The organism is Cellulosimicrobium sp. G4 BAM 1002, assembly GCF_057126935.1.
The window spans coordinates 2,638,729-2,660,079 of record NZ_CP182109.1; the positions used below are offsets into that span (position 1 = coordinate 2,638,729).

At 75.3% G+C, this 21,351-nt stretch carries 16 protein-coding genes; 12 read left to right on the top strand and 4 right to left on the bottom strand.

All coding sequences use genetic code 11. The features are described from left to right. Positions 1–67: 67 nt before the first annotated feature. Genes ACMXGY_RS11965 through ACMXGY_RS11975 form a run of 3 tightly spaced genes read left to right on the top strand, consistent with a single transcriptional unit; the run spans position 68 to position 2,119 of the window. Positions 68–1,018: a hypothetical protein gene (locus ACMXGY_RS11965; protein ID WP_483773215.1), complete on the top strand. Its 951-nt coding sequence runs from the start codon at positions 68–70 to the stop codon at positions 1,016–1,018. Further along, a complete protein-coding gene (locus ACMXGY_RS11970) occupies positions 1,002–1,499 on the top strand; it encodes a phage holin family protein (RefSeq protein WP_483773216.1) in 498 nt (165 codons plus the stop codon). The genes ACMXGY_RS11965 and ACMXGY_RS11970 overlap by 17 nt, the downstream gene beginning before the upstream one ends. Then, positions 1,496–2,119, top strand: a complete 624-nt coding sequence (locus ACMXGY_RS11975; RefSeq protein ID WP_483773217.1) for a DUF3618 domain-containing protein — start codon at positions 1,496–1,498, stop codon at positions 2,117–2,119. Before ACMXGY_RS11970 ends, ACMXGY_RS11975 begins: the two co-directional genes overlap by 4 nt. 138 nt (positions 2,120–2,257) lie before the next feature. On the opposite strand, the gene ACMXGY_RS11980 is transcribed toward ACMXGY_RS11975, so the two are convergent. The 3 genes from ACMXGY_RS11980 to ACMXGY_RS11990 all read right to left on the bottom strand — a co-directional run bounded on the left by ACMXGY_RS11980 (position 2,258) and on the right by ACMXGY_RS11990 (position 8,567). After that, positions 2,258–5,947 carry a PQQ-dependent sugar dehydrogenase gene (locus tag ACMXGY_RS11980; RefSeq protein WP_483773218.1) on the bottom strand — a complete coding sequence of 1,230 codons (3,690 nt, stop codon included), beginning with the start codon at positions 5,945–5,947 and terminating at the stop codon, positions 2,258–2,260. Positions 5,948–6,321: 374 nt separating this feature from the next. After that, positions 6,322–7,119, bottom strand: a complete 798-nt coding sequence (locus ACMXGY_RS11985) for an MBL fold metallo-hydrolase (RefSeq protein ID WP_483773219.1) — start codon at positions 7,117–7,119, stop codon at positions 6,322–6,324. Next, a complete protein-coding gene (locus ACMXGY_RS11990) occupies positions 7,116–8,567 on the bottom strand; it encodes an aldehyde dehydrogenase family protein (RefSeq protein ID WP_483773220.1) in 1,452 nt (483 codons plus the stop codon). Before ACMXGY_RS11990 ends, ACMXGY_RS11985 begins: the two co-directional genes overlap by 4 nt. Positions 8,568–8,752: 185 nt before the next feature. Between ACMXGY_RS11990 and ACMXGY_RS11995 the strand changes: the two genes are divergently transcribed. The 8 genes from ACMXGY_RS11995 to ACMXGY_RS12030 are packed head-to-tail and all read left to right on the top strand — an operon-like array spanning position 8,753 to position 19,404. Next, a complete protein-coding gene (locus tag ACMXGY_RS11995) occupies positions 8,753–10,429 on the top strand; it encodes a carbamoyltransferase family protein (protein ID WP_483773221.1) in 1,677 nt (558 codons plus the stop codon). Continuing rightward, positions 10,426–12,108 carry an HAD-IIIA family hydrolase gene (locus ACMXGY_RS12000; protein WP_483773222.1) on the top strand — a complete coding sequence of 561 codons (1,683 nt, stop codon included), beginning with the start codon at positions 10,426–10,428 and terminating at the stop codon, positions 12,106–12,108. The genes ACMXGY_RS11995 and ACMXGY_RS12000 overlap by 4 nt, the downstream gene beginning before the upstream one ends. Beyond that, positions 12,105–13,184: a glycosyltransferase family 9 protein gene (locus ACMXGY_RS12005; RefSeq protein ID WP_483773223.1), complete on the top strand. Its 1,080-nt coding sequence runs from the start codon at positions 12,105–12,107 to the stop codon at positions 13,182–13,184. The genes ACMXGY_RS12000 and ACMXGY_RS12005 overlap by 4 nt, the downstream gene beginning before the upstream one ends. Next, positions 13,181–14,197 carry a glycosyltransferase gene (locus ACMXGY_RS12010; RefSeq protein ID WP_483773224.1) on the top strand — a complete coding sequence of 339 codons (1,017 nt, stop codon included), beginning with the start codon at positions 13,181–13,183 and terminating at the stop codon, positions 14,195–14,197. Before ACMXGY_RS12005 ends, ACMXGY_RS12010 begins: the two co-directional genes overlap by 4 nt. Next, positions 14,194–15,477, top strand: coding sequence for a glycosyltransferase (locus ACMXGY_RS12015; RefSeq protein WP_483773225.1), 1,284 nt, complete (start codon positions 14,194–14,196; stop codon positions 15,475–15,477). Before ACMXGY_RS12010 ends, ACMXGY_RS12015 begins: the two co-directional genes overlap by 4 nt. Further along, positions 15,474–17,573, top strand: coding sequence for a PfkB family carbohydrate kinase (locus ACMXGY_RS12020; RefSeq protein ID WP_483773226.1), 2,100 nt, complete (start codon positions 15,474–15,476; stop codon positions 17,571–17,573). The genes ACMXGY_RS12015 and ACMXGY_RS12020 overlap by 4 nt, the downstream gene beginning before the upstream one ends. Next, positions 17,570–18,316, top strand: coding sequence for an SDR family oxidoreductase (locus tag ACMXGY_RS12025; protein ID WP_483773227.1), 747 nt, complete (start codon positions 17,570–17,572; stop codon positions 18,314–18,316). The genes ACMXGY_RS12020 and ACMXGY_RS12025 overlap by 4 nt, the downstream gene beginning before the upstream one ends. Next, positions 18,307–19,404: a glycosyltransferase family 9 protein gene (locus ACMXGY_RS12030; RefSeq protein WP_483773228.1), complete on the top strand. Its 1,098-nt coding sequence runs from the start codon at positions 18,307–18,309 to the stop codon at positions 19,402–19,404. The genes ACMXGY_RS12025 and ACMXGY_RS12030 overlap by 10 nt, the downstream gene beginning before the upstream one ends. Here the strand turns inward: ACMXGY_RS12030 and ACMXGY_RS12035 are convergent. Next, a complete protein-coding gene (locus ACMXGY_RS12035; protein WP_483773229.1) occupies positions 19,383–20,327 on the bottom strand; it encodes a helix-turn-helix transcriptional regulator in 945 nt (314 codons plus the stop codon). The two genes, ACMXGY_RS12030 and ACMXGY_RS12035, sit on opposite strands and share 22 nt — an antisense overlap. Positions 20,328–20,429: 102 nt before the next feature. Between ACMXGY_RS12035 and ACMXGY_RS12040 the strand changes: the two genes are divergently transcribed. Further along, positions 20,430–21,332, top strand: a complete 903-nt coding sequence (locus ACMXGY_RS12040; RefSeq protein WP_483773230.1) for an aldo/keto reductase — start codon at positions 20,430–20,432, stop codon at positions 21,330–21,332. The last annotated feature ends 19 nt before the right edge of the window (positions 21,333–21,351 follow it).

Consider the following 21,351-nt stretch of genomic DNA (forward strand, 5'->3'; position numbering starts at 1 on the left):
CGGTCTCGTGCTCCGCCGTCAGCGCCAGCGCCCGACCACGGGCGAGGACGACGACAGGAGTCCGACCATGAGCGAGACGCAGGTTCCCTACGGCAGCGGGCCCGGTTCTCCGGGATCCACGACGCCGGACGACGACAAGAGCACCGGGGGCAAGCACGCGACCGGGGTCAAGGACCGGGTGAGCGACGCGGCGTCGCACGCAGGCGACGCGGGACGCGAGGTCGCGGGCGACGCGAAGGAGAAGGCGCGCGACGTCGCGCACGAGGCGAAGGACCAGGCGCGCGGTCTCGTCGACCAGGCGCGCACCGGGTTGAGCTCGCAGGCGGGCACGCAGCAGCAGCGCCTCGCGGAGGGCCTGCGGACGCTCGGCGACGAGATGAAGCAGATGGCGAGCGGCACTCAGGACCCCGGTTACGCGAGCGACCTCGTGCAGCGGGCCGGCGACGCCACCGGGCAGGTGGCGCAGTGGTTCGAGGACCGCGAGCCCGCAGCGGTCCTGCGTGAGGTCGAGAACTTCGCCCGGCGCCGGCCCGGCACGTTCGTCCTGATCGCCGCGGGTGCGGGGCTGCTCGTCGGCCGCCTCCTGCGGGGCATGAAGGACGCAGGGTCCGACGACGACTCCGGTGCCACGTCCTCGACCGGCGGCGCGGCCGCCGGCTACGGCAGCACGGGCACGTCCACGCAGTACGGCACCACGGGGTACGGCACCACGGGGTACGGCACCACCGGGTACGGCACGACCGGCTCCGGCACCACGGGCTACTCCACGGCCGGGACCACCGGGACCGGCTACTCCTCGGGCGCGGGGGCCGGCGTCACGGGGACGACGGGCGGTGTGGCGAGCGGGGACCCGCTCGCCGGGCGCACGGGCGCGTACACCGGGGACGACCCGCTCGCGGACGACGCGAGCACGTACTCCACCGGGGGCACGACCCCGCCGACCTTCCCGCCCCCCACCCCGTCCGGCGGCACGGGTTCGAGCACCACCGGGGGTGAGGCCGATGTCGAGCGCACCTGACCCGTTCGCCGCGGCGAACACCTCGCGGCACGCCGCCGCGAGCGGGCCGGACCTCGGCACCGGGCCGGTGCCGGGCACGGAGCCCGTCCGCCCCGCCGAGCAGCAGAGCGTCGGCGAGCTCGTGGCGGAGGTGAGCCGCGACCTCTCGACGCTGATGCGCCAGGAGGTGGAGCTCGCCAAGGCCGAGGCCAAGCAGTCGGCGCAGCGCGCCGGGAAGGGCGCCGGCATGCTCGCCGGTGCGGGCGTCGCCGGGCACATGGTGCTGCTGTTCCTGTCCGTGGCCCTGTGGTGGGCGCTCGGCGCCGTCATGGGACGTGGCTGGTCGGCACTCGTCGTCGCGGTCCTGTGGGCCGTCGTGGCGGCGGTGCTGGCCGCGGTCGGTCGCAAGCAGCTGAAGACCGTCGAGGGGATGCCCGAGACGACCGACACGATCAAGAAGATCCCCAACGCCGTCCGAGGACACGAGGAGAAGAACTCATGAGCACGAGCGACCCCGAGGAGATCCGCGCCGACATCGAGCGCACGCGGACCGAGCTCAGCCGCGACGTCGACGCGCTCGGCGACAAGGTGAGCCCTGGCAACGTCGCGCGGCGTCAGGTGGACCGCGTGAAGTCGGGCGTCACCACCGTCAAGGACCGGGTGATGGGCACCGCCCACGACACGGCGGGATCGGCGCGCGACACCACGCACGACCTGGCCGACCGGAGCCGCGACGCCGCGTCGTCGGTCGCGGACTCGGCCCGCGGGGCCGCGTCGTCGGTCGCCGACACCGCACGCTCCGCGCCCCGCGCGGTCCGGGAGCAGACGCAGGGCAACCCGCTCGCCGTGGGCCTCGTGGCCTTCGGCCTCGGCCTCGTCGCCGCGTCGCTCATCCCGGCGAGCCGCACCGAGCAGCGCGCCGCCTCGACCGTCAAGGAGAAGGCGGCACCGCTCGTCGACGACGTCCGGTCGACGGCCACCGAGATGGTCGAGGACCTCAAGGAGCCGGCGAAGGAGAGCGCCCAGGCCGTCGCGGACTCCGCGAAGGACGCCGCGCAGTCCGTCGGGCAGCACGGCAAGGAGGCTGCGGCCGACGTCCGCGGCCAGGTCAAGGAGGGCTGAGGCCCGACCGCACGAGGGCCCGGGTGACGTGGTACGTCACCCGGGCCCTCGACTGTGCCGGCACCGGGTGAGGCGGCGTCGGACGTCCGCCTCACCCGGTGCGTCAGCGCGGTGTCAGCGCGGTGTCAGCACGGCCGGTCAGTCGCACGACAGTGCGTCGAACTCGGTCGTGACCGTGCCCGTCCCCCCTTCGGCGTCCGTCGCGGAGACGCTCGTCGTGCCGGCCTCGACCGCGTCGGCCCGCGCGTTGAACGACTGGTAGGCGTTCTTGCCCGGTGCGACGTTCTCGAACGTCCTGCTGCCGTAGGGCGTCTCGATCGTGATCGTGAGCGGGACGTCCTCGTCGTTGAGCGCCCGGACCGCGACGTAGGCGTTGCCCGCGAGGCACCTCGCCTGCGCGGTCACCGCGACCGTCCGCTCGTTGTCGCCGGCCGGGAGGCCGGTGAGGTACTCGAACCCGGTCGTCGCGAAGTCCTCGCCGTCGGGTGCCACGTCGTACTCCATGACGTAGTACACGACGCCGGCCTCCTGCGCGGCGCTCAGGATCTCCTGCAGCGGCACGTCGCCGTCGCCGAGGTTGGTGAACGTCGGGCGACCGCCGGCGTTGAGGCCGGTGGCGTCCTTGACGTGCAGCAGCTCGATCCGGTCGCCGTACTCCTCGATGAGCGCCGGGACGTCGACGCCCGCGTGCGCGGCCCACGCCACGTCGAGCTGGAACGTCACGTACTCGGGGTTCGTCTCGCGGACCAGGATCTCCCAGGCCGAGAGCGTCTCGCCCTCGTGCTCGTACGTCGTGCGGAACTCCTGGTCGTGGTTGTGACCGAAGAACTTCTCCAGCCCGGCCTCCACGGTGCGCTGACCGAGCCGGTTCATCGCCTCTGCCGTGGCCAGCGTGTTCTCGTAGGTGCCGATCCCCGGTGCGGGGAAGCCGCCCGAGCCCACGTACTCCTGGCCCACCGTCGTGACGAAGTCCAGCGTGTCGTCGAACGTGCCCTCGTCCACGTTGTAGTGGGACGACTTCACGCTCAGGCCGTACGAGTCGACCAGCGCACGGAACTCCTCGGCCGTGTAGCCCGCGAAGTTCCCGCCGAACGGCTCGATGTTCTTGAACCCGATCTCGGACAGGCGCTCGAGCACGGCCGGGAGGCCGACCTCGTTCACCCACGGGATGAGGGAGAACATCTGGATGGATACCTGGTCCACCGGGACGGTGACGGGCTCGCCCGTGCCGTCGCCGACGGCGAAGGTCACCTGGTCGACGTCGACCCCGCCCGTGCTCGTCACGACGATCGAGCCCGAGCCCTCCGGCACGCTGCTGAACGTCTGGGTGACGTCCTGCCAGCCCGCACCGGTGAAGGCGAGGTCGGCGAGAGGCTCGGTGCCCTCGGCCTCCTCGCCCGCCCAGCCCAGGGAGATCGTGCCCTCGCCGCTGCCGCGGACGGTGACCTCGGTGATGGCGTCACCGGTCGGGGCGTGGTGCAGGGCGATCGGCGCGTAGGTGAACGAGTCGCCCGCGTCGAGCGAGGTCACGTAGGCCCCCGCTCCGGCGGACGCGTCGTCCACGACCTCGACGCCCTCGGCCGCGTCGTACCACTCGGCCTGCTGCACCGAGGGCTTGAGGATGTGCGTGGCCTCGCCGGTGATGGCGGGCACCTCGCCCTGGGCCTGGTCGGTGTACGTCACGACGAGGGTGCCGTAGATCTTCTCGCCCTCCCCGTGCTCGACCGCGTCCGGGCTCGTCTGGATGGTGAACCCGCACCCGGCCTCGGTGGCCGCGGCACGGCCGCTGACCTCGGGGTGGGCGTGGGTGTTGTGCCCGAGCCCGAACGTGTACTGGATGTTGCGGCACGTCGGGGTGTTCCCGTCCTCGGCGTCCTGCACCGTGACGGTGTACGGGACGGCGTCGCCCCAGTCGAAGACGGCACCGTCCGGCTGGTCGAGCGTGATCACCGGGGCGGTGTTGCCGACGGTGATCGGCTCGATCGCGAGGCCGAAGTTGCCCTCGGGGTCGGTGACGCGCAGCTGGACGTTGTAGCGCCCCAGATCGGTGAACGTGTGCGTCACCGTCATGCCCTCGGCGTCGTACTCGCCGTCGGCGTCGAAGTCCCACTCGAACGTGAGCCCCTCGTTCGGCGTCTCGGCGTCGGTGGTCGCCGACGCGTCGAACGTCACCTCGAGCGGCGCGGTGCTGCTCGAGACCGGGTCGGCGGAGATCGCCGCGCGCGGGGTCTTGTTGTCCGACCCGTAGGTGATCTTGTACAGGCCTGCGTCAGGGTTCTGGCGGAAGAAGCCGTCGCCGTACTCCAGCACGTACAGGGCGCCGTCGGGACCGAACTCCATGTCCATGACGTTGTCCCAGATCGGCTGGTTGACCGTCTCGAGGTGGTCGTTCGGCAGGAAGTCCTCGACCTGGGTGACGACACCGTCGGACGAGAGCTCGTCCAGGGTGAACGCGACCACGTAGTCCTGAGAGAACTCCGCCATGAAGGGGTGCCCGTCCCAGTACTCGGGGAACTTGACGTCCGACTCGAGGGCCTCGTCGTAGCGGTAGATCGGCCCGCCCATCGGGGCCTGGCCGCCGCCGCCGAGCTCGACCAGCGGGTCGAGCAGCTCGGGCTGGTCGCCCGGGTTGTCGCCGTAGTAGACCTGCGGCGCGGTGACCGGCGGGACCTGGTCGAGGCCCGTGTTCCACGTCGAGTTGTTCTCGGGTCCGGCGTCGCAGTCGAAGAACTGGCCCCCCGGCGTCCCGGTCGCGTAGTCCCACTCGTTGTACGCGGCGTTGGGGCCGTGGCAGTAGGGCCAGCCGCCGTTCATCGGCTCGGTCGTGAGCTGCCACTCGACGTACCCCATCGGGCCACGGTCGGCCTGGGCGGCTCCCGCGTCGGGGCCGTAGTCGCCCCACGACAGCGACGCGGACTCGAGGTCGTAGTCGATGCGGAACGGGTTGCGCAGACCCATCACGTAGATCTCCTCGCGCACCAGGTCCGGCTGCGCCGCACCGTCGAAGAGGTTGCCCGCGGGGATCGTGTAGGTGCTCCCCGGTCCGACCTCGGTGTCGGCCGCGAGGTCCTCGATCGGGTTGATCCGCAGGATCTTGCCGCGCAGGTCGTTCGTGCTCCCGGCGCCGCGACGCGAGTCGAAGCCCGGGTTCATGCCTGGCGCGTTGTTGATCGGCGTGTAGCCGTTCGCGCCCGGGGTGCTCGCGGGGGTGTTGTCACCCGTGGACAGGAACAGGTTGCCCTCGGCGTCCCACGCCATGTCCGCGCCGACGTGGCAGCACTGGCCGCGCTGGGCGTCGACCTTGATGATCTCGCGCTCGCTCGCGAGGTCGAGCGTGCCGGCCTCCGGGTCGAACGTGAAGCGGGAGAGCTGGTTGTAGCCCAGCCACTGGTCCCAGTAGCTCTCGTCCTCGCCGGCGGGCAGCGAGTTCGGCGCGCTCCCCTGCGGCGTCGTCTCCGGGTACTCGACCCCGGTCGGCGACGTGCCCTCCATCACCCGGGGCGCGTAGACCAGGTAGACCCAGTTGTTCTCCTCGAAGTTCGGGTCGAGGGAGATGCCCTGCAGACCGTCCTCGGAGTTGGCGTAGACGTCGAGCTGCGCGACCTGGGTGGTCCGCCCGGTGGCGGAGTCCGTGAGGCGCACGACGCCGTTGCGCGCGGTGTGCAGGACCCGCGAGTCGGGCAGCACGGCCAGGTCGATCGGCTCGCCCGTGTTCTTGCTGAGCAGGACCTTCTCGTAGCTGTTCCAGTCGGTGGCCTCCTCCGCGGCGGCCGGTGGGTCGACGGTGTCGTCTCCGTGACCGGGGTGAGCGTTCGCCCCGCTGATCATCAGTGGTACCAGTACCGCAGCGGACAGTGCCGCGGCAGCACCTCGGGTCAGCCGGCGGCGGCCCGTGGATGGTCTGTGCACAACGTCCTCCTTGACGCGTATCGAGGAACCAGGAGCCCCCGTTCGGCAGCGCGGCACCGGTACGCGATACCGCTCACTCGACGATCACCACCGATCGGTCGACCCCGGATGGGCTGCGGGCCTCGGTGACGAGGCCCTCGTGCGGCGGTCGGCACCGTCGCCGGCGCCGCACTGTTCCGACCATACGGTCGCCTTTCGGCGATGCCAAGTCATAAGTTGATCCGAGTTCGCGATCATTGCTACGACGTCGAGCCCGAAGTGGCGGCAGACCTGGACCTCGCCCGCAGGCCGGCTCAGTCGACGCGCAGGTCGACCGTCGCCCCCCGCGCGACGGGACGCAGCTCGACCCCGGGCAGCTCGGGCGAGCGCGCCAGGAAGTCGCGCAGCGGGCTGCGGAACACCCCGTAGTCGTCGTGGTGGATCGGCACGACGAGCGGCACCCCGACGCGACGCACGAGGTCCGCGCCCTGGACGTCGTCCATCGTCACGGTCCGCCCGAGGATCCGCGTCCCGCCGAGGTGCGCGACCACCGAGTCCAGGTGCGGGAACGCCCGCGCGACGACGTCGACGTGGTCGCCGGTGAGCGTGTCGCCCGTGACGTAGACCTGGGTCTGCCGCACGCCTCCGACCCTGTGCGTGTAGACGGTCCCCATGACCTCGGGCAGGAGCGTGCGCATCAGGCCGCGCGCGTGGATCGCGGGCACCGACTCGACCTCGAGCGTCTCCCTGCCGGACCGGAACGTCTCCACGGTCCCGGTCGGCATCCCCCGGGTGGCGAAGTGGTGCCGCGCGAGGCGCCGCGCCGCCGACGGGGTCGTGAGCAGCGGCACCTGGCGCGTGAGGTCGCGCCGCGCCACGCGGTCGAAGTGGTCGCCGTGCAGGTGCGAGAGGACGACGGCGTCGAGCGGCGGCAGGTCGGTCGCACTCAGCGCGGGCTCGGTGCGCCGCCGGGAGGCGAGGCCCTTGCCGAGGTACGCCCACTGTCCCTTGTGCAGGAAGTTCGGGTCCGTGAGCACGGTGAACCGCCCGAACCGCAGGAGGGTCGTGGCCGTCCCACCGAACGTGAGCGTCGCGCTCGCGCCGCCGTTCACGACGTCCCCAGCCCTTCGAGGTGGATCGCCTTGCGCACGGTCATCTCGTCGAGCAGGTCGGGCCCGTAGCCCGCGCCCCCGCCGCTGCCGCGCCGCGGGTCCGCCGAGCCGCCGGGGGCACCGCCGAACACCGCGTTGACCTTGACCGTCCCGACGTCGAGCACGTCCGCCGCGCGCAGCGCGCGGTCCAGCGACGGCGTCAGCACGGTCGCCGCGAGCCCGTAGGCCGACGCCGAGGCACGCCGGAGCCCGTCCTCGAAGTCTGGCACGCGCACCACGGGCACGACAGGCCCGAACGTCTCCTCGGTGAGGAGCGGGACGTCGTCCGGGCAGTGGTCGAGCACCGTCGGCGCGTAGAACGAGCCAGGCCGGTCGAGCCGCTGCGCGCCGGTCGCCACGCGAGCGCCTGCCGCCACGGCAGCGCGCACGTGCTCGTCGACGACGGCGAGCTGGTCCTCGTCGACGAGCGGCCCCATCGTGGTCGCGTCGTCGGCCGGGTCGCCGACGACGAGCTCGTCCGCGAGGCGCGCGAGCTCCGCGACGACGGCGTCCGCGACCTCCTCGACCACGTAGGCACGCTCGACCGCGGTGCACAGCTGCCCGCCGTTGGTGAACGCGCCGGTCGCGATCTGGCGCGCGGCCAGGGCCGGGTCCACGCCTGCGTCCACGACGAGCGGGTCCTTGCCGCCGTTCTCGAGCAGCACCTTCGCGCCGCGCGCCCCGGCGACCGCGGCGATCCGGCGCCCGGCGGTCGTCGAGCCGACGTGCGCGACGAGCGCGACGTCCTCGTGCGCGACGACCGCCTCGCCCGTGGCCCCGTCGCCGCTCACGACCCTCAGCACGTCCGGCGGCAGGGCGCTCGCGACGAGCTCGGCGAGGCGCACGCCGGGCGCGTCGCTGCGCTCGGACGGCTTGTGCACCACGACGTTGCCCGTCACGAGCGCCGCGGCGAGGAGCCCCGCCGCGGCCGGGTAGGGGTCGTTCCAGGGCGTGATCACCGCGACGACCCCGCGCGGCTCGCGGCGCACGACGTCGAGCGCGGAGGGAGCTCCGGCGAGCACCCGGCCCGCCCGGCCGAGGCCCGCGACCGCCGCCTCCTCGAGCAGCTCGGCGGCCACCTCCGCGGAGGCACGCGCCTCGCGCTCGAGGCGTCCGGTGGTCGAGCACAGCAGCGTGCCGAGCTCGTCCGCGGCCTCGCGCACGGCGCGCGCGGCGTCGCGCAGGGCCCCCGCACGCTCCGACGGCGAGGTGGCGCGCCACGCCGGCCAGGCCGCCGCGGCGGCACGCACCGCGACGTCGACCTCGGAGGCACTCGCGCACTCCACCGCCGTCCCGGGGCCGCCCGTCGTGGGGTCGGACCGTTCGAGGCGCCGGGTCTGGTCTCCCGTGGACGGGACGCTCGCTGACGGGTCGGGGCGGCGGGTCGTGGGTGCGGTGGACGTGGTCATGCGGACCTCCCGGGAATCACATGAAGAGAACTACCCATAGGTGCGGCGTCGGCGTGCGAGAAGCGCTTCTCCGGGTGAGGGTGAAGTCGGGTTGCAGCAGAGCCGACCCGCACGCGTCAGGCACCGGCCCACGCTTCTCGGGGCCGCACCACGAGCCTGACCCGAACGAGGAAGGCTCGCAGCCCATGCGCGTCCTCGGCGTCAACGCCCTGTTCCACGACCCCTCCGCTGCGCTCGTCGTCGACGGCCGCGTGGTCGCCGCCGCGGAGGAGGAACGCTTCTCCCGGCGCAAGCACGGCAAGCGTCCCGTGCCGTTCGCCGCGTGGGAGCTGCCCGAGAAGGCGATGGCCTGGTGCCTCGAGGAGGGCGGCCTGCGCCCGCAGGACCTCGACGCGGTGGCCTACTCGTTCGACCCCGCGCTCGCCAAGCCCGCCGAGGAGATGGGCCTGCCGGACCCGTGGGACTGGCTGCGCGTGCAGTACGCGGAGCGCGCCCCGCAGTTCCTCGCCGCGTCGCTCCCGGGCCTGTCCCCCGCGACGGTCCGGTTCGTCCCCCACGAGGTCGCGCACGCGGCCTCGGCCGCGCTCGCCTCGCCGTTCCCCGTCGCGAGCGTGCTCTCGCTGGACGGCCGCGGCGAGCGCTCGTCGCACCTGGCCGGGCGCTACGACCACGGCCGGCTCGAGGTGCTCGCGAGCCAGGAGCTGCCGCACTCGCTGGGTCTCGTCTACGAGTCGCTCACCGAGCACCTCGGGTTCCTGCGTTCGAGCGACGAGTACAAGGTCATGGCCCTCGCGTCCTACGGCGAGCCGCGGTTCCTCGACGACCTGCGGGAGGTCCTGCACGCGACCGACGACGGCGGGTTCGTCGCCGAGGTCCCCGACTGGACCCGCTGGGCGCCGCCCCGCACCGACGACGGCACGTGGGGCACCGAGCACGGCGGCCTCGCCGAGCACGCCGACCTCGCGGCGTCGGTCCAGGCGCGCCTCGAGGAGGTGCTCGTGGACCTCGCCACGTGGCTGCACGGGCAGACCGGGGACCGCGTGCTCGCGATGGCCGGCGGGACGGCGCTCAACTGCGTCGCGAACTCGCGCATCTGGCGCGAGTCGCCGTTCGAGGAGGTGTGGGTCCAGCCCGCGGCGGGCGACGCCGGGACGGCGCTCGGGGCGGCGCTGCAGCTCGCCGCCGAGGCGGGCGACACCGTCGAGCCGATGGGCTCGGCCGCGCTCGGTCGAGAGTGGGGCGACGACGCGCTCGCGCGCTGGCTCACGGCGGCCAAGGTCCCGTTCACGACGCCCGCGGACCTGCCCGGCGAGGTCGGCCGGATCCTCGCCGACGACGGCGTCGTGGCGTGGTTCGACGGCCGCTCCGAGTTCGGCCCGCGCGCGCTCGGCCACCGCTCGCTCCTGGCACATCCCGGGCCGGTCGAGAACCTCGAGCGGCTCAACGACGTCAAGGGGCGCGAGCAGTTCCGGCCGGTCGCCCCGATGGTGCTCCTGGAGGACGCCGCCGAGATCTTCTCCAGCGGGCCGATCCCCAGCCCGTACATGCTCTTCGTCCACGACGTCGCCCCCGCGTGGCGCGAGCGCATCGCCGCCGTCGTGCACGTCGACGGCACGGCGCGGATCCAGACCGTCGACTACTCGACGCCACGGCTCCAGGCCACGATCCGCGCGTTCAAGGACCTCACCGGGCTGCCCGTCGTGGTGAACACGAGCCTCAACACGGCGGGGCGCCCGATGGTCGACGACCCCCGCGACGCGCTCGAGCTGTTCGGCTCGGCGCCCGTCGACGCCCTCGTCCTCGGGCCGCACCTCGTCCAGCGGCCGGACGCGTTCGCCCGCCTGCAGGAGGAGAGCGCATGAGCCCCGCCCGCACCGCCGGACCGCCCGGCGCCACCGCGTTCGCCGTCGTCGTGCCGTCGATCGGCCGTCCGTCGCTGCACCGCCTGCTCGAGACGCTCGCGGCGCAGGCGGCGCGCTCGCCCCGGGCACCCGGTCCCGTGGAGGTCGTCGTCGCCGACGACCGTCGCCTCCCGGACCGGGAGGCGGGCCGCGGTCGCACGACCCCCGGCGAGAGCGAGCTGACGCCCCCCGCGCTCGACCTCGGCCCTCTCGGGGCGCGCCTCGCCGCCCGCGTCGTCCGGACCGGCGGTCGAGGGCCCGCGGCGGCCCGCAACGCGGGGTGGCACTCGACGTCCGCGCCCTGGGTGGTCTTCCTCGACGACGACGTCGAGCTCCCCGACGGCTGGGCGGACCTGCTCGCCGACGACCTGACGTCGGCAGCCCCGCGGACCGGGGGCGTGCAGGGCCGGCTCCACGTGCCGCTGCCGGCGCACCGTCGGCCGACCGACTGGGAGCGTGGGACGGCCGGTCTCGAGGACGCCGCATGGGCGACCGCCGACATGGCGTACCGGCGCGCCGCGCTCGAGCAGGTCGGCGGGTTCGACGAGCGGTTCCCGCGCGCGTACCGGGAGGACGCCGACCTCGCGCTGCGCGTGCGGGACGCCGGGTGGGACCTGGTGCGCGGCACGCGCACCACGACGCACCCGGTCCGTCCGGCCGACGACGCGGTGAGCCTGCGCGTGCAGGCCGGCACCCGGGACGACGCCACGATGCGGGCCCTGCACGGGCCGCGCTGGCGCGAGCGCGCCGAGACCGGCCGAGGGCGCCTGGCGTGGCACGTCGCGACGGTGGGGGCCGCGGCGGTCGGCGCCGCCGGGCTGCTCGCGCGCCGGCCGCGCGTCGCCGCGCTCGGCGCCGCCGCGTGGGCCGCGCTCACCACGGACTTCCTCCGGCGGCGCCTGACCCCGGGCCCGCGGCCGGGCGACGACGAGTTCGGGCCCGAGCTGCGCCGCATGGCGTGGACGAGCGCCGCGATCCCCTTCGCGGCCGTGCGCCACCGCGTCGCGGGCACCCTCGCCGTGCGCGAGGGCCTCGAGCCGTGGCCGCCCACGCTCGCCGCGGTGCTGTTCGACCGCGACGGGACGCTCGTCCACGACGTGCCGTACAACGGCGACCCGGACGCGGTGCGGCCGGTCGACGGCGCGCGTGACGTGCTCGACGGCCTGCGGGCCCGCGGCGTGCGCGTCGGCGTCGTGTCCAACCAGTCGGGCGTCGGGCGCGGCCTGCTCACCTCCGTCCAGGTCGACGCGGTGAACGCGCGCGTCGAGGAGCTCCTCGGCCCGTTCGACACGTGGCAGGTGTGCCCGCACTCCCCCGACGACGCGTGCGCGTGCCGCAAGCCCGGCCCGGGCCTCGTGCTCGCCGCGGCCGACGCGCTCGGCGTGGAACCGTGGCGGTGCGCGGTCGTCGGCGACATCGGGGCCGACGTGGGCGCGGCGCTCGCGGCGGGCGCGACCCCCGTCCTCGTCCCGACCTCCGTCACGCGCGCCGAGGAGGTCGCCGCCGCGCCATGCGTCGCGAGCGATCTCGCCGCGGCCGTGCGCGCCCTCGACGACCGGCTGCCGTCCCGCGGCGCCCGGCCCGGACGCACGCGCCCTGCGGAGCCCGCGCCCACCGGTGCCGAGGAGCGTGCGGCATGAGCGCCGACCTCCTCGCCGTGCGCCTCGACAGCGACGGCGACGTGCTGCTCACCGGGCCGGCGATCCGCGCGCTGGCTCACGGTGCCGCGGCTCGGGGCGGCGGGGTCGACGTGCTCGCCTCCCCCGCGGGGCGCGCCGCCGCCGCGCTGCTGCCCGGGGTGCGCGACGTGCTCACCTTCGACGCGCCCTGGTCGGGCTACCGCCCGCCCGCGGTCGACCGCACCGACGTGCTCGGCCTCGTCGAGACGCTCACGGAGCGCCGCTACGCCGCCGCCGTCGTCTTCACCTCGTTCCACCAGAGCCCGCTGCCCGCGGCGCTGCTGCTGCGGATGGCCGGCGTCGAGCGCGTCGCCGCCGTCAGCGAGGACTACCCGGGCTCCCTGCTCGACGTGCGCCACACCCGGCCCGACGGGCTCCACGAGGTGGAGGCCGCGCTCGACCTCGTCCGGGCCGCCGGGTGCGGCGCGCCGCCCGACGGCGAGCGCCTGCGCGTGCGCGGGCCGCTCCCCGACGTCTCGGCGATCGTGCCCGCCGGGCCGTACGTCGTCGTGCACCCCGGCGCGTCGGTGCCCGCGCGGGCCCCCGCGCCCGACCACGCACGCGCCCTCGTCGCGGCGCTCGCGGACCGCGGGTGGGAGGTCGTCGTCACGGGCGGACCGGGCGAGACCGCTCTCGCGGCGCACGTCGCGGACGGTCGCGCGCGGGACGTGTCCGGGCGCACGGACCTCGCCGGGCTCGCCGCCGTGCTCGACGGCGCGCGCTGCGTCGTCGTGGGCAACACCGGCCCGGCGCACCTCGCCGCGGCCGTCGGCACGCCCGTCGTCTCGCTGTTCGCGCCCGTCGTGCCGGCGGAGCGCTGGGCGCCGTGGGGCGTGCCGAACGTCGTGCTCGGTGACCAGGGCGCGGCGTGCCGGGGCACCCGCGCGCGGACCTGTCCGGTCCCGGGCCACCCCTGCCTCGGCGGTGTGGCCCCCGACGACGTCGCCGACGCCGTCGCCCGGCTCGCCGGTCCGCCGCCCGCCGGCGCTGCGCACGCGGCGCGCGCCATGGCCAGCACCCTGGAGGTGACACCGTGAGGATCCTCGTCTGGCACGTGCACGGTTCGTGGGCGACGACGTTCGTCGCCGGCGACCACGAGTACCTCGTCCCGGTCGTCCCCGACCGCGGGCCCGACGGCCGCGGTCGCGCCCGGACGTGGGACTGGCCGCCGTCGGCCCGCGAGGTCGCCCCGGCGGAGCTGGCCGACCTGGCGACGGGCGACGAGATCGACGTCGTGGTGCTGCAGCGCCCCGAGGAGGTCGAGCTGCTGCGCCGCTGGACGGGGCTGGTCGCCGGTCGCGACGTCCCCGCCGTGTACGTCGAGCACAACGCCCCCACCGGGCACGCGGCCTCGACCCGGCACCCGCTCGCCGACCTCGACGTCGTCGAGGAGGGGCTCGTGCCGATCGTCCACGTCACCGCGTTCAACGCGCTCATGTGGGACGCGGGCGACGCGCGGACGGTCGTCGTCGACCACGGCGTCCCCGACCCCGGGCACCTGTACACCGGCGAGCGCGCGAGCGTGGGCGTCGTGGTCAACGAGCCGGTGCGACGCTGGCGCGTCGCGGGGACGGACGTGCTCGTCGCGGTGGGCCGGCACGTCCCGCTCGACGTCTACGGCATGGGCGTCGGCAAGCTGGTCGAGCACCTGGCGGGGCCCTCCGGGCCGGACGCCCTCGCGCACCGCCTGCCGCACGGCCTGCACGACGACGTCCCGCAGGCCGCGATGCACGCGCGCCTCGCGGCGTCGCGCGCCTACCTGCACCCCTACCGATGGACGAGCCTCGGGCTGTCCCTGCTGGAGGCGATGGCCCTCGGCATGCCGGTCCTCGCGCTCCCCACCACGGAGGCACCCGTCGCCGTGCCCCCGGCCGCGGGGACGCTCAGCTCCCGCCCCGACGAGCTCGTCGCCACCGCGCGACGCTGGCTCGCCGAACCCGACGAGGCGCGCGAGCGCGGCCGCGCCGCGCGCGCCCACGTCCTCGAGCACTACTCCCACGCCGCGTTCCTGCGGCGCTGGGACTCGGTCCTGACGGAGGTGACCTCATGAAGATCGCGATGATCTCCGAGCACGCCAGCCCTCTCGCCGCGCTCGGCGGCGTCGACGCCGGCGGGCAGAACGTGCACGTCGCGTCGCTCGCGACCCGGCTCGGCGCCCAGGGCCACCGGGTGGAGGTGTTCACGCGGCGCGACGACGCCTCCCTGCCCGAACGGGTCCCGCTCGCGCGCGGGGTCACCGTCGTGCACGTCGACGCGGGACCGCCGGTCCCGGTGCCGAAGGACGACCTGCTCCCGCACATGGACGCGTTCGGTGCGGACCTGCTGCGCCGGTGGGTCGAGCCCGGCCCGCGCCCCGACGTCGTGCACGCGCACTTCTGGATGTCCGGCATCGCCGGTCTCCTCTCGGCGCCGCTGGTCGGCGTCCCGCTCGTGCAGACGTTCCACGCGCTGGGTTCGGTCAAGCGGCGCCACCAGGGCGCGCACGACACGAGCCCCGCCGAGCGCGTGGCCCGCGAGCGCCTGCTGTGCCGCGCCGTCGACCGGATCGTCGCGACGTGCGCGGACGAGGTCGACGAGCTCGTCGCGCTCGGCGCGGACCGCGACCGGATCGACGTCGTGCCGTGCGGCGTGGACATCGGCAGGTTCCTGCCCGACCAGGACCGCTCCGCGCACCTCCACCGCGAGCCGGGCGCGCTGCGCCTGCTCTCGGTCGGTCGCCTCGTGGAGCGCAAGGGCGTGGACACGGTCATCGAGGCGCTGGCGGAGCTGCCGGGCGCCGAGCTCGTGGTCGCCGGGGGCCCGGCCGTCGCCCGGCTCGACGACGACCCGGAGGTGCGACGCCTGCGCGACGTCGCCGACGCCGCCGGCGTGTCCGACCGAGTGCGGTTCGTCGGCAGCGTCACCCAGGACGAGGTGCGCGACCTCATGCACGCCGCCGACGCGGTCGTGTGCGACCCGTGGTACGAGCCGTTCGGGATCGTGCCGCTCGAGGCCGCGGCGTGCGGGCGCCCGGTCGTCGGAGCCGCCGTCGGCGGGCTGCTGGACTCGGTCGTCGACGGGCGGACCGGGCTGCTCGTGCCGCCGCGCGACCCGGCGGCGCTCGCGGCGGCGCTGCGCCGCCTGGCCGACGACCCCGCGCTCGGCGAGCGCCTCGGGTCCGCGGCCCGCGTCCGGGCCGAGCACCTCTACGGCTGGTCGACGGTCGCGGCGCGGACGGTCGAGTCGTACGAGCGCGTCGTCGCCGCGCACCGGCGCGGGGACCGGGCCGCTCGTCGCGTGCCCGTCCCGGCGGCGGCGCACGCCTCGCTGCGGGCGGTGAGCGCCCCGTGAGCGCTGCACCGCGGGACGCGGCCCGGCGCTGGCTCACCGCGCACGCCGACGACCTCCACCAGGGGCTGGACCTCCTGGTCGCGGAGGCCGCTCGCCTCGACACCTGGGGCGAGCGCCTCGCCGACACGGTCCTCGCCGGCGGGCGCCTGCTGGTGGCGGGGAACGGGGGCAGCGCCGCCGAGGCGCAGCACCTCACCGCCGAGCTCGTGGGCCGGTTCGACGGCGAGCGCACGCCGTTGTCCGCGATCAGCCTCCACGCGGAGACGTCGAGCCTCACCGCGATCGTCAACGACTACGGGATCGGCGAGATGTACGCGCGGCAGGTGAGCGCGCACGGGCGGCCCGGCGACGTGCTCGTGCTGCTGTCGACGTCGGGCGAGAGCGAGAACGTCGTCGCCGCGGCGCGGCGGGCGCGAGAGCTCGGGATCACGACGTGGGCGCTCACCGGCCCGCGGGACAGCTCGCTCGCCGCGGCGTGCGACGACGTGCTCGCCCTGCGCGGCGCGTCGACCTCGTCCGTCCAGGAGCTGCACCTCGTGGTCGTGCACGCCCTGTGCGCCGTGCTCGACGCGCACGTCCGCCACCGGGAGGCCGCGGACCGCGCGGCCGCGCCGGGCACCGAGCCGGGCACCGAACCGACTGTCGCCGCGGCGGACGGCCGGCCGAGCGTCGTCGTCGTCGGCGACGTCCTGCTCGACCGCGACGTCGACGGCCAGGTGACACGCTTCTCCCCCGACGGTCCCGTGCCGGTCGTCGACACCCTCGGCGTGCGGCGCAGTCCCGGCGGGGCGGGGCTCACGGCGCTCCTCGCGGCGGACGCGGCGCGCGTCCGCCTCGTCGCGCCCTTCGGGGACGACGACGCGGGCGCCGAGCTGCGGACGCTGCTGCGGGCCCACGTCGACGTCGTCGCCCTGCCCCAGGTCGGCACGACGCGTCGCAAGACGCGCGTCCGCTCGGGCGGCCAGACCGTGGTGCGCGTGGACGACGGCGGTCCGGCCCGGCCCGGCGAGGTCCCGGGGCGTGCCGTCGACGCGGCGCTCGCCGGCGCGGACGTCGTGCTCGTGTCCGACTACGGGGCCGGCACGACCCACGCCGGACCGGTGCGCGACGCCCTCGCGCGCGCGGCGCGGGCCGGCGTCGTGGTGTGGGACCCGCACCCGCGCGGCGGGGCTCCGGTACCCGGCACGACGCTCGTCACGCCCAACCTCGCCGAGGCGCTCGACGCCGCCGAGGCCCTCGGGCTGGACGTTCCGCCGGACGACCCGGGCGGCCTCGCCCAGGCGCTCGCGCGCGCGTGGGACGTCGAGGCCGTGTGCGTCACGGCGGGCGACCGCGGGGCGTTCGTGGCGCGCGCCACCGGCGAGCCGGCGTACGTGCCGGCCACCGCCGTGCCCGGCGACCCGTGCGGCGCGGGCGACCGGTTCGCGTCGTCCGTCGCGGCCGGGCTCGCGCGCGGTGCGGACCTGCTCGATGCGGTCGTGCGCGCCGTGCGGGCGGCGTCGGAGTGGGTCGCGACCGGCGGCGCCGAGGGCTACCGCCGGCGGGCCGGCACGGCGACGGCGGGCTCGTCGAGGGATGCCTCGCGGTCCGTCGACGCGCCCCGCTCGGCCACGCCCGAGGAGGTGGGTGCGCGGCTGCGCGCGGTCGGCGGCACGGTCGTCGCGACGGGCGGCTGCTTCGACATCCTGCACGCGGGCCACGTGTCGACGCTCGAGGCGGCAGCACGGCTTGGCGACCACCTGGTCGTCCTGCTGAACGGCGACGCGTCCGTGCGCCGCCTCAAGGGCCCCGAGCGGCCCGTCGTCGGGCAGGCCGACCGCGCCCGCGTCCTGGCGGCGCTCGACTGCGTGTCCGCCGTCGTCGTCTTCGACGAGGACGACCCGCGAGAGGCCCTGGACCGGCTCCGGCCGGACGTCTGGGCGAAGGGCGGCGACTACACGGAGGAGTCGCTGCCCGAGGCGGAGCTCGTGCGCCGCCACGGTGGCCGCGTCGTCGTGCTGCCCTACGTCGACGGACGCTCCACCACCTCGATCCTCGAACGCTCCGGACGGTTCGCGCCCGGCGCTCCCACACTGACGGAGGAGACCACCCCATGACCTCGACGACCCCGGCCGTCCCGTCCATCGCCCCCGACGCCTCGTCGGAGCTCCGCCCGCGGGAGCTGGGCACCGTCTACGTCACCGGCGGCGCGAGCGGGCTGGGCGCCGCGCTCGTCGACGCCGTGACCGCGGCGGGCGGCAAGCCCGTCGTCCTCGACCGGGTCGCCCCGGCGGACGGCGTCCCGCACGCCGTCGTCGACCTGTCCGACTCGGCGGCGGCCGCGGCGGCCGTCGAGCGCCTCGCGCTGGAGGTCGGCCCGCCCGACGCGGTCGTCACGGCCGCGGGCACGGACGCGTGCGGGCGTCTCGACGAGATCGACGTCGAGACGTGGGAGCGCGTCGTGCGGGTCAACCTCTTCGGCACGGTCGCGGTCGTGCGCGCCGCGCTGCCGCACCTCGAGGAGCGCCGCGGGACGGTCGTGACCGTCGCGTCGACCCTCGGCCTCAAGGGCGTGTCCGACGCCACCGCCTACTGCGCGTCGAAGTTCGCGGTGCGCGGGTTCTCCCAGGCGCTGGCCGCCGAGCTCGCCGGGCGCGTGGGCGTGACGTGCCTCGTCCCCGGCGGCATGCGCACGGCGTTCTTCGACGGCCGGACCGAGCAGTACCGTCCCGGTCCGGACGCCGACCTCAACGACCCGCGTGCGACCGCGGCCGCGGTGGTCACCGCGCTGCGTCAGCCCGTGGGCTGCGAGATCCGCGAGATGCTCGTCATGTCCTCCGGCGAGACGTCGTGGCCGTGACGGGTGGCGCGACGGACCCCGCTGCCGACCTCCCCGGTGTCGCCGGTCAGGACGAGGGCACCGTCCTCGTCCTGCGGGCCCTCGGCCTCGGCGACGCGCTGACGGCCGTCCCGGCGCTGCGCGGCGTGCGCCGGGCGTGGCCGGGTCGACGGGTCGTGCTCGCGGCGCCCGAGGAGGTGGGCGGCTGGCTCCGGGACCTCGGCCTCGTGGACGGCGTCCTGCCGACGAACGGGCTGGCGCCGCTGTCGTGGGCCGAGGAGGCGCGGGTCGTCACGGGCGGCCCGCCCGCCGGGCACGTCGCCGTGAACCTGCACGGCAGCGGACCCGAGAGCCACCGGCTGCTCCTCGACACCGCGCCCGAGCGGATCGTCGCGTTCGCGTCGCCCGCCGCAGGCGTCGACGGGCCGGCGTGGGACGCCGACGAGCACGAGGTCGACCGGTGGTGCCGGCTCGTGACGGCTGCGGGCGGTCCGTGCTCACGGGAAGACCTCCGGATGGACCCGCCGTCGTCACGCGGCCGGCACGTCGTCGTCCACCCCGGCGCGGCCTCCGGGTCCCGCCGCTGGCCTCGCGAGCGCTTCGCGGCCGTCGTGCGCTCGCTCGTCGGCGCCGGGCACGACGTCGTCCTCACCGGCGGGCCGGACGAGACGGACCTGTGCGCGCGGGTGGCCGCGGACGCCGCCGCGACGCCTGCCGCAGCCGACCACGGAAAGCTCGCCGACCCGCCGACAGCGGGGTCCGTGACCGACGCCTCGGGCACGCTCGACCTGCCGGCGCTCGCCGACGTCGTCGCCACCGCTCGGCTCCTCGTGTGCGGGGACACGGGCGTCGCACACCTCGCCACCGCGTTCACGACGCCGTCCGTCGTGCTGTTCGGCCCGACGCCGCCCGCGCTGTGGGGCCCCGCGCTCGACCCGGAGCTGCACGTCGCGCTCTGGCGCGGCGCCCACCTGGGCGGCCGTCACCAGGGCGACCCCCACGCCACGGAGGTGGACCCGGCGCTGGCCCGGCTCACGGTCGACGAGGTCGTCGAGGCCGCGACCGCACTCCTCGCCCGGGAGGCGGCTCACGCCAGTCCTTCTCCGTGAGCCGGCCCGTCGTACGCGTCCGGCGACGCCCCGAACGCGTCCGCCTCGTCGTGCGCGGTCGCCGCCCAGGAGGCGAGCAGCTTGAGGCCGTCGTCCGACGGCGACCCGGGGACGGCGGTGTAGACGTTGAGCTGCAGCCCCGGGTCCGCGGGCAGCGCGAGCGCCTCGTAGTCGAGCTCGAGCGTGCCGACGACCGGGTGGTGGAAGACCTTGGTGCCGGTGCGGTGGTAGCGCACGTCGTGGGAGGCCCACATGCGGCGGAAGTCCTCGCTGCGGGTCGACAGCTCGCCGACGAGGGCCGTGAGCGCCTTGTCGTACGGGTTCCTGCCGGCCTCGGCCCGCAGGATCGCGACGGCGTCGTGCGCCATGCGGGGCGCCTTGTCCCCCCAGAACGCCCGCGCGGCGTCGGGGTCGAGGAACTGGAACCGGGCGGAGTTGACCGGCTTGTTCGCGACCCGCTCGGGCGAGTCGTAGAGCGGGGAGTACAGGGCCCGGCCGAGCACGTTCGCGCCGAGCACGTCGAGACGGCCGTTGCGCACGAACGCGGGCGCACCCTCCAGGGAGTCGAGGACCCGTTGGATCACCGGGCGCAGGACCGGAGCCGGGGTGCGCCGGGCGCGGGAGCGCGCCGCCCCGGACTGGTTCGCCGCTCGCGCGAGGTCGAACAGGTGCCCCCGCTCGGCCTCGTCGAGCTGCAGCGCGTCGGACAGCGCCTCGAGGATCTCCTCCGAGACGCCCCCGAGGTTCCCCCGCTCGAGGCGCGTGTAGTAGTCGACGCTCACGCCGGCGAGCATCGCGACCTCCTCGCGCCGCAGCCCGGGCACGCGCCGGTTGCCCCCGTACGCAGGCAGCCCGGCCTTGTCCGGGGTGATGCGGGCGCGGCGCGACGCGAGGAACTCGCGGGTCTCCACCTTCAGGTCCATGCCCTCGACGGTACGACGGCGGCACGCGCCGTGGGAGGTACCGGCGAACGGGGTACCAGCAGGACCTGCCTCATCCGGGCGGCCCCTCCTAGCGTGGACGGCATGACGATCAACCCGGTCCCCACCCTGACGCTGAACAACGGCGTGACGATGCCCGCCCTCGGGTACGGCGTCTTCCAGACCCCGCCGCAGGAGACCGTCGACGCGGTCGCCGAGGCGCTGCGCACCGGCTACCGCCACATCGACACCGCCGCCGCCTACGGCAACGAGCGCGAGGTCGGCCGCGCGATCGCCGAGTCCGGTCTCGACCGCGACGAGATCTTCGTCGAGACGAAGGTCTGGATCAGCGACTACGGCGACGACTCCACCCTGCACGCGTTCGAAAAGTCCGCCGGCAAGCTCGGCGTCGAGACGATCGACCTCCTGATCCTGCACCAGGCGCTGCCGTCCCGCTTCGACCTCACCGTCGAGGCCTACCAGGCCCTGGAGACGCTGCTCGCCGACGGCAAGGTCCGCGCGATCGGCGTGAGCAACTTCATGCCCGAGCACCTGACCGCGCTGCTCGACGCGACCAGCGTGGTGCCCGCCGTGAACCAGATCGAGGTGCACCCCTACTTCCGCCAGCCCGAGCTCCTGGCCGCGGGCGCGCAGCACGGCATCGTGTCGCAGGCGTGGTCGCCGATCGGGGGCATCACGTTCTACCCGGGCTACGGGGAGGAGGACCGCCGCAGCACGCTCGACGACCCGACGATCGGCCAGATCGCGACCTCGCACGGCAGGACGCCGGCGCAGGTGATGCTCCGCTGGCACCTGCAGCAGGGCCGCTCCGCGATCCCGAAGTCCGTGACCCCGTCGCGCATCGCCGAGAACTTCGCCGTCACCGACTTCGAGCTCACCGCCGCCGAGCTCGCCACGATCGACGCCCTGGACACCGGCGTGCGCGGAGGGCCGGACCCGGCCGACATCACCCTCGAGAGCTTCGGCCTGGACATCCCCGAAGCCTGAGCACCCCACACCGCACCCC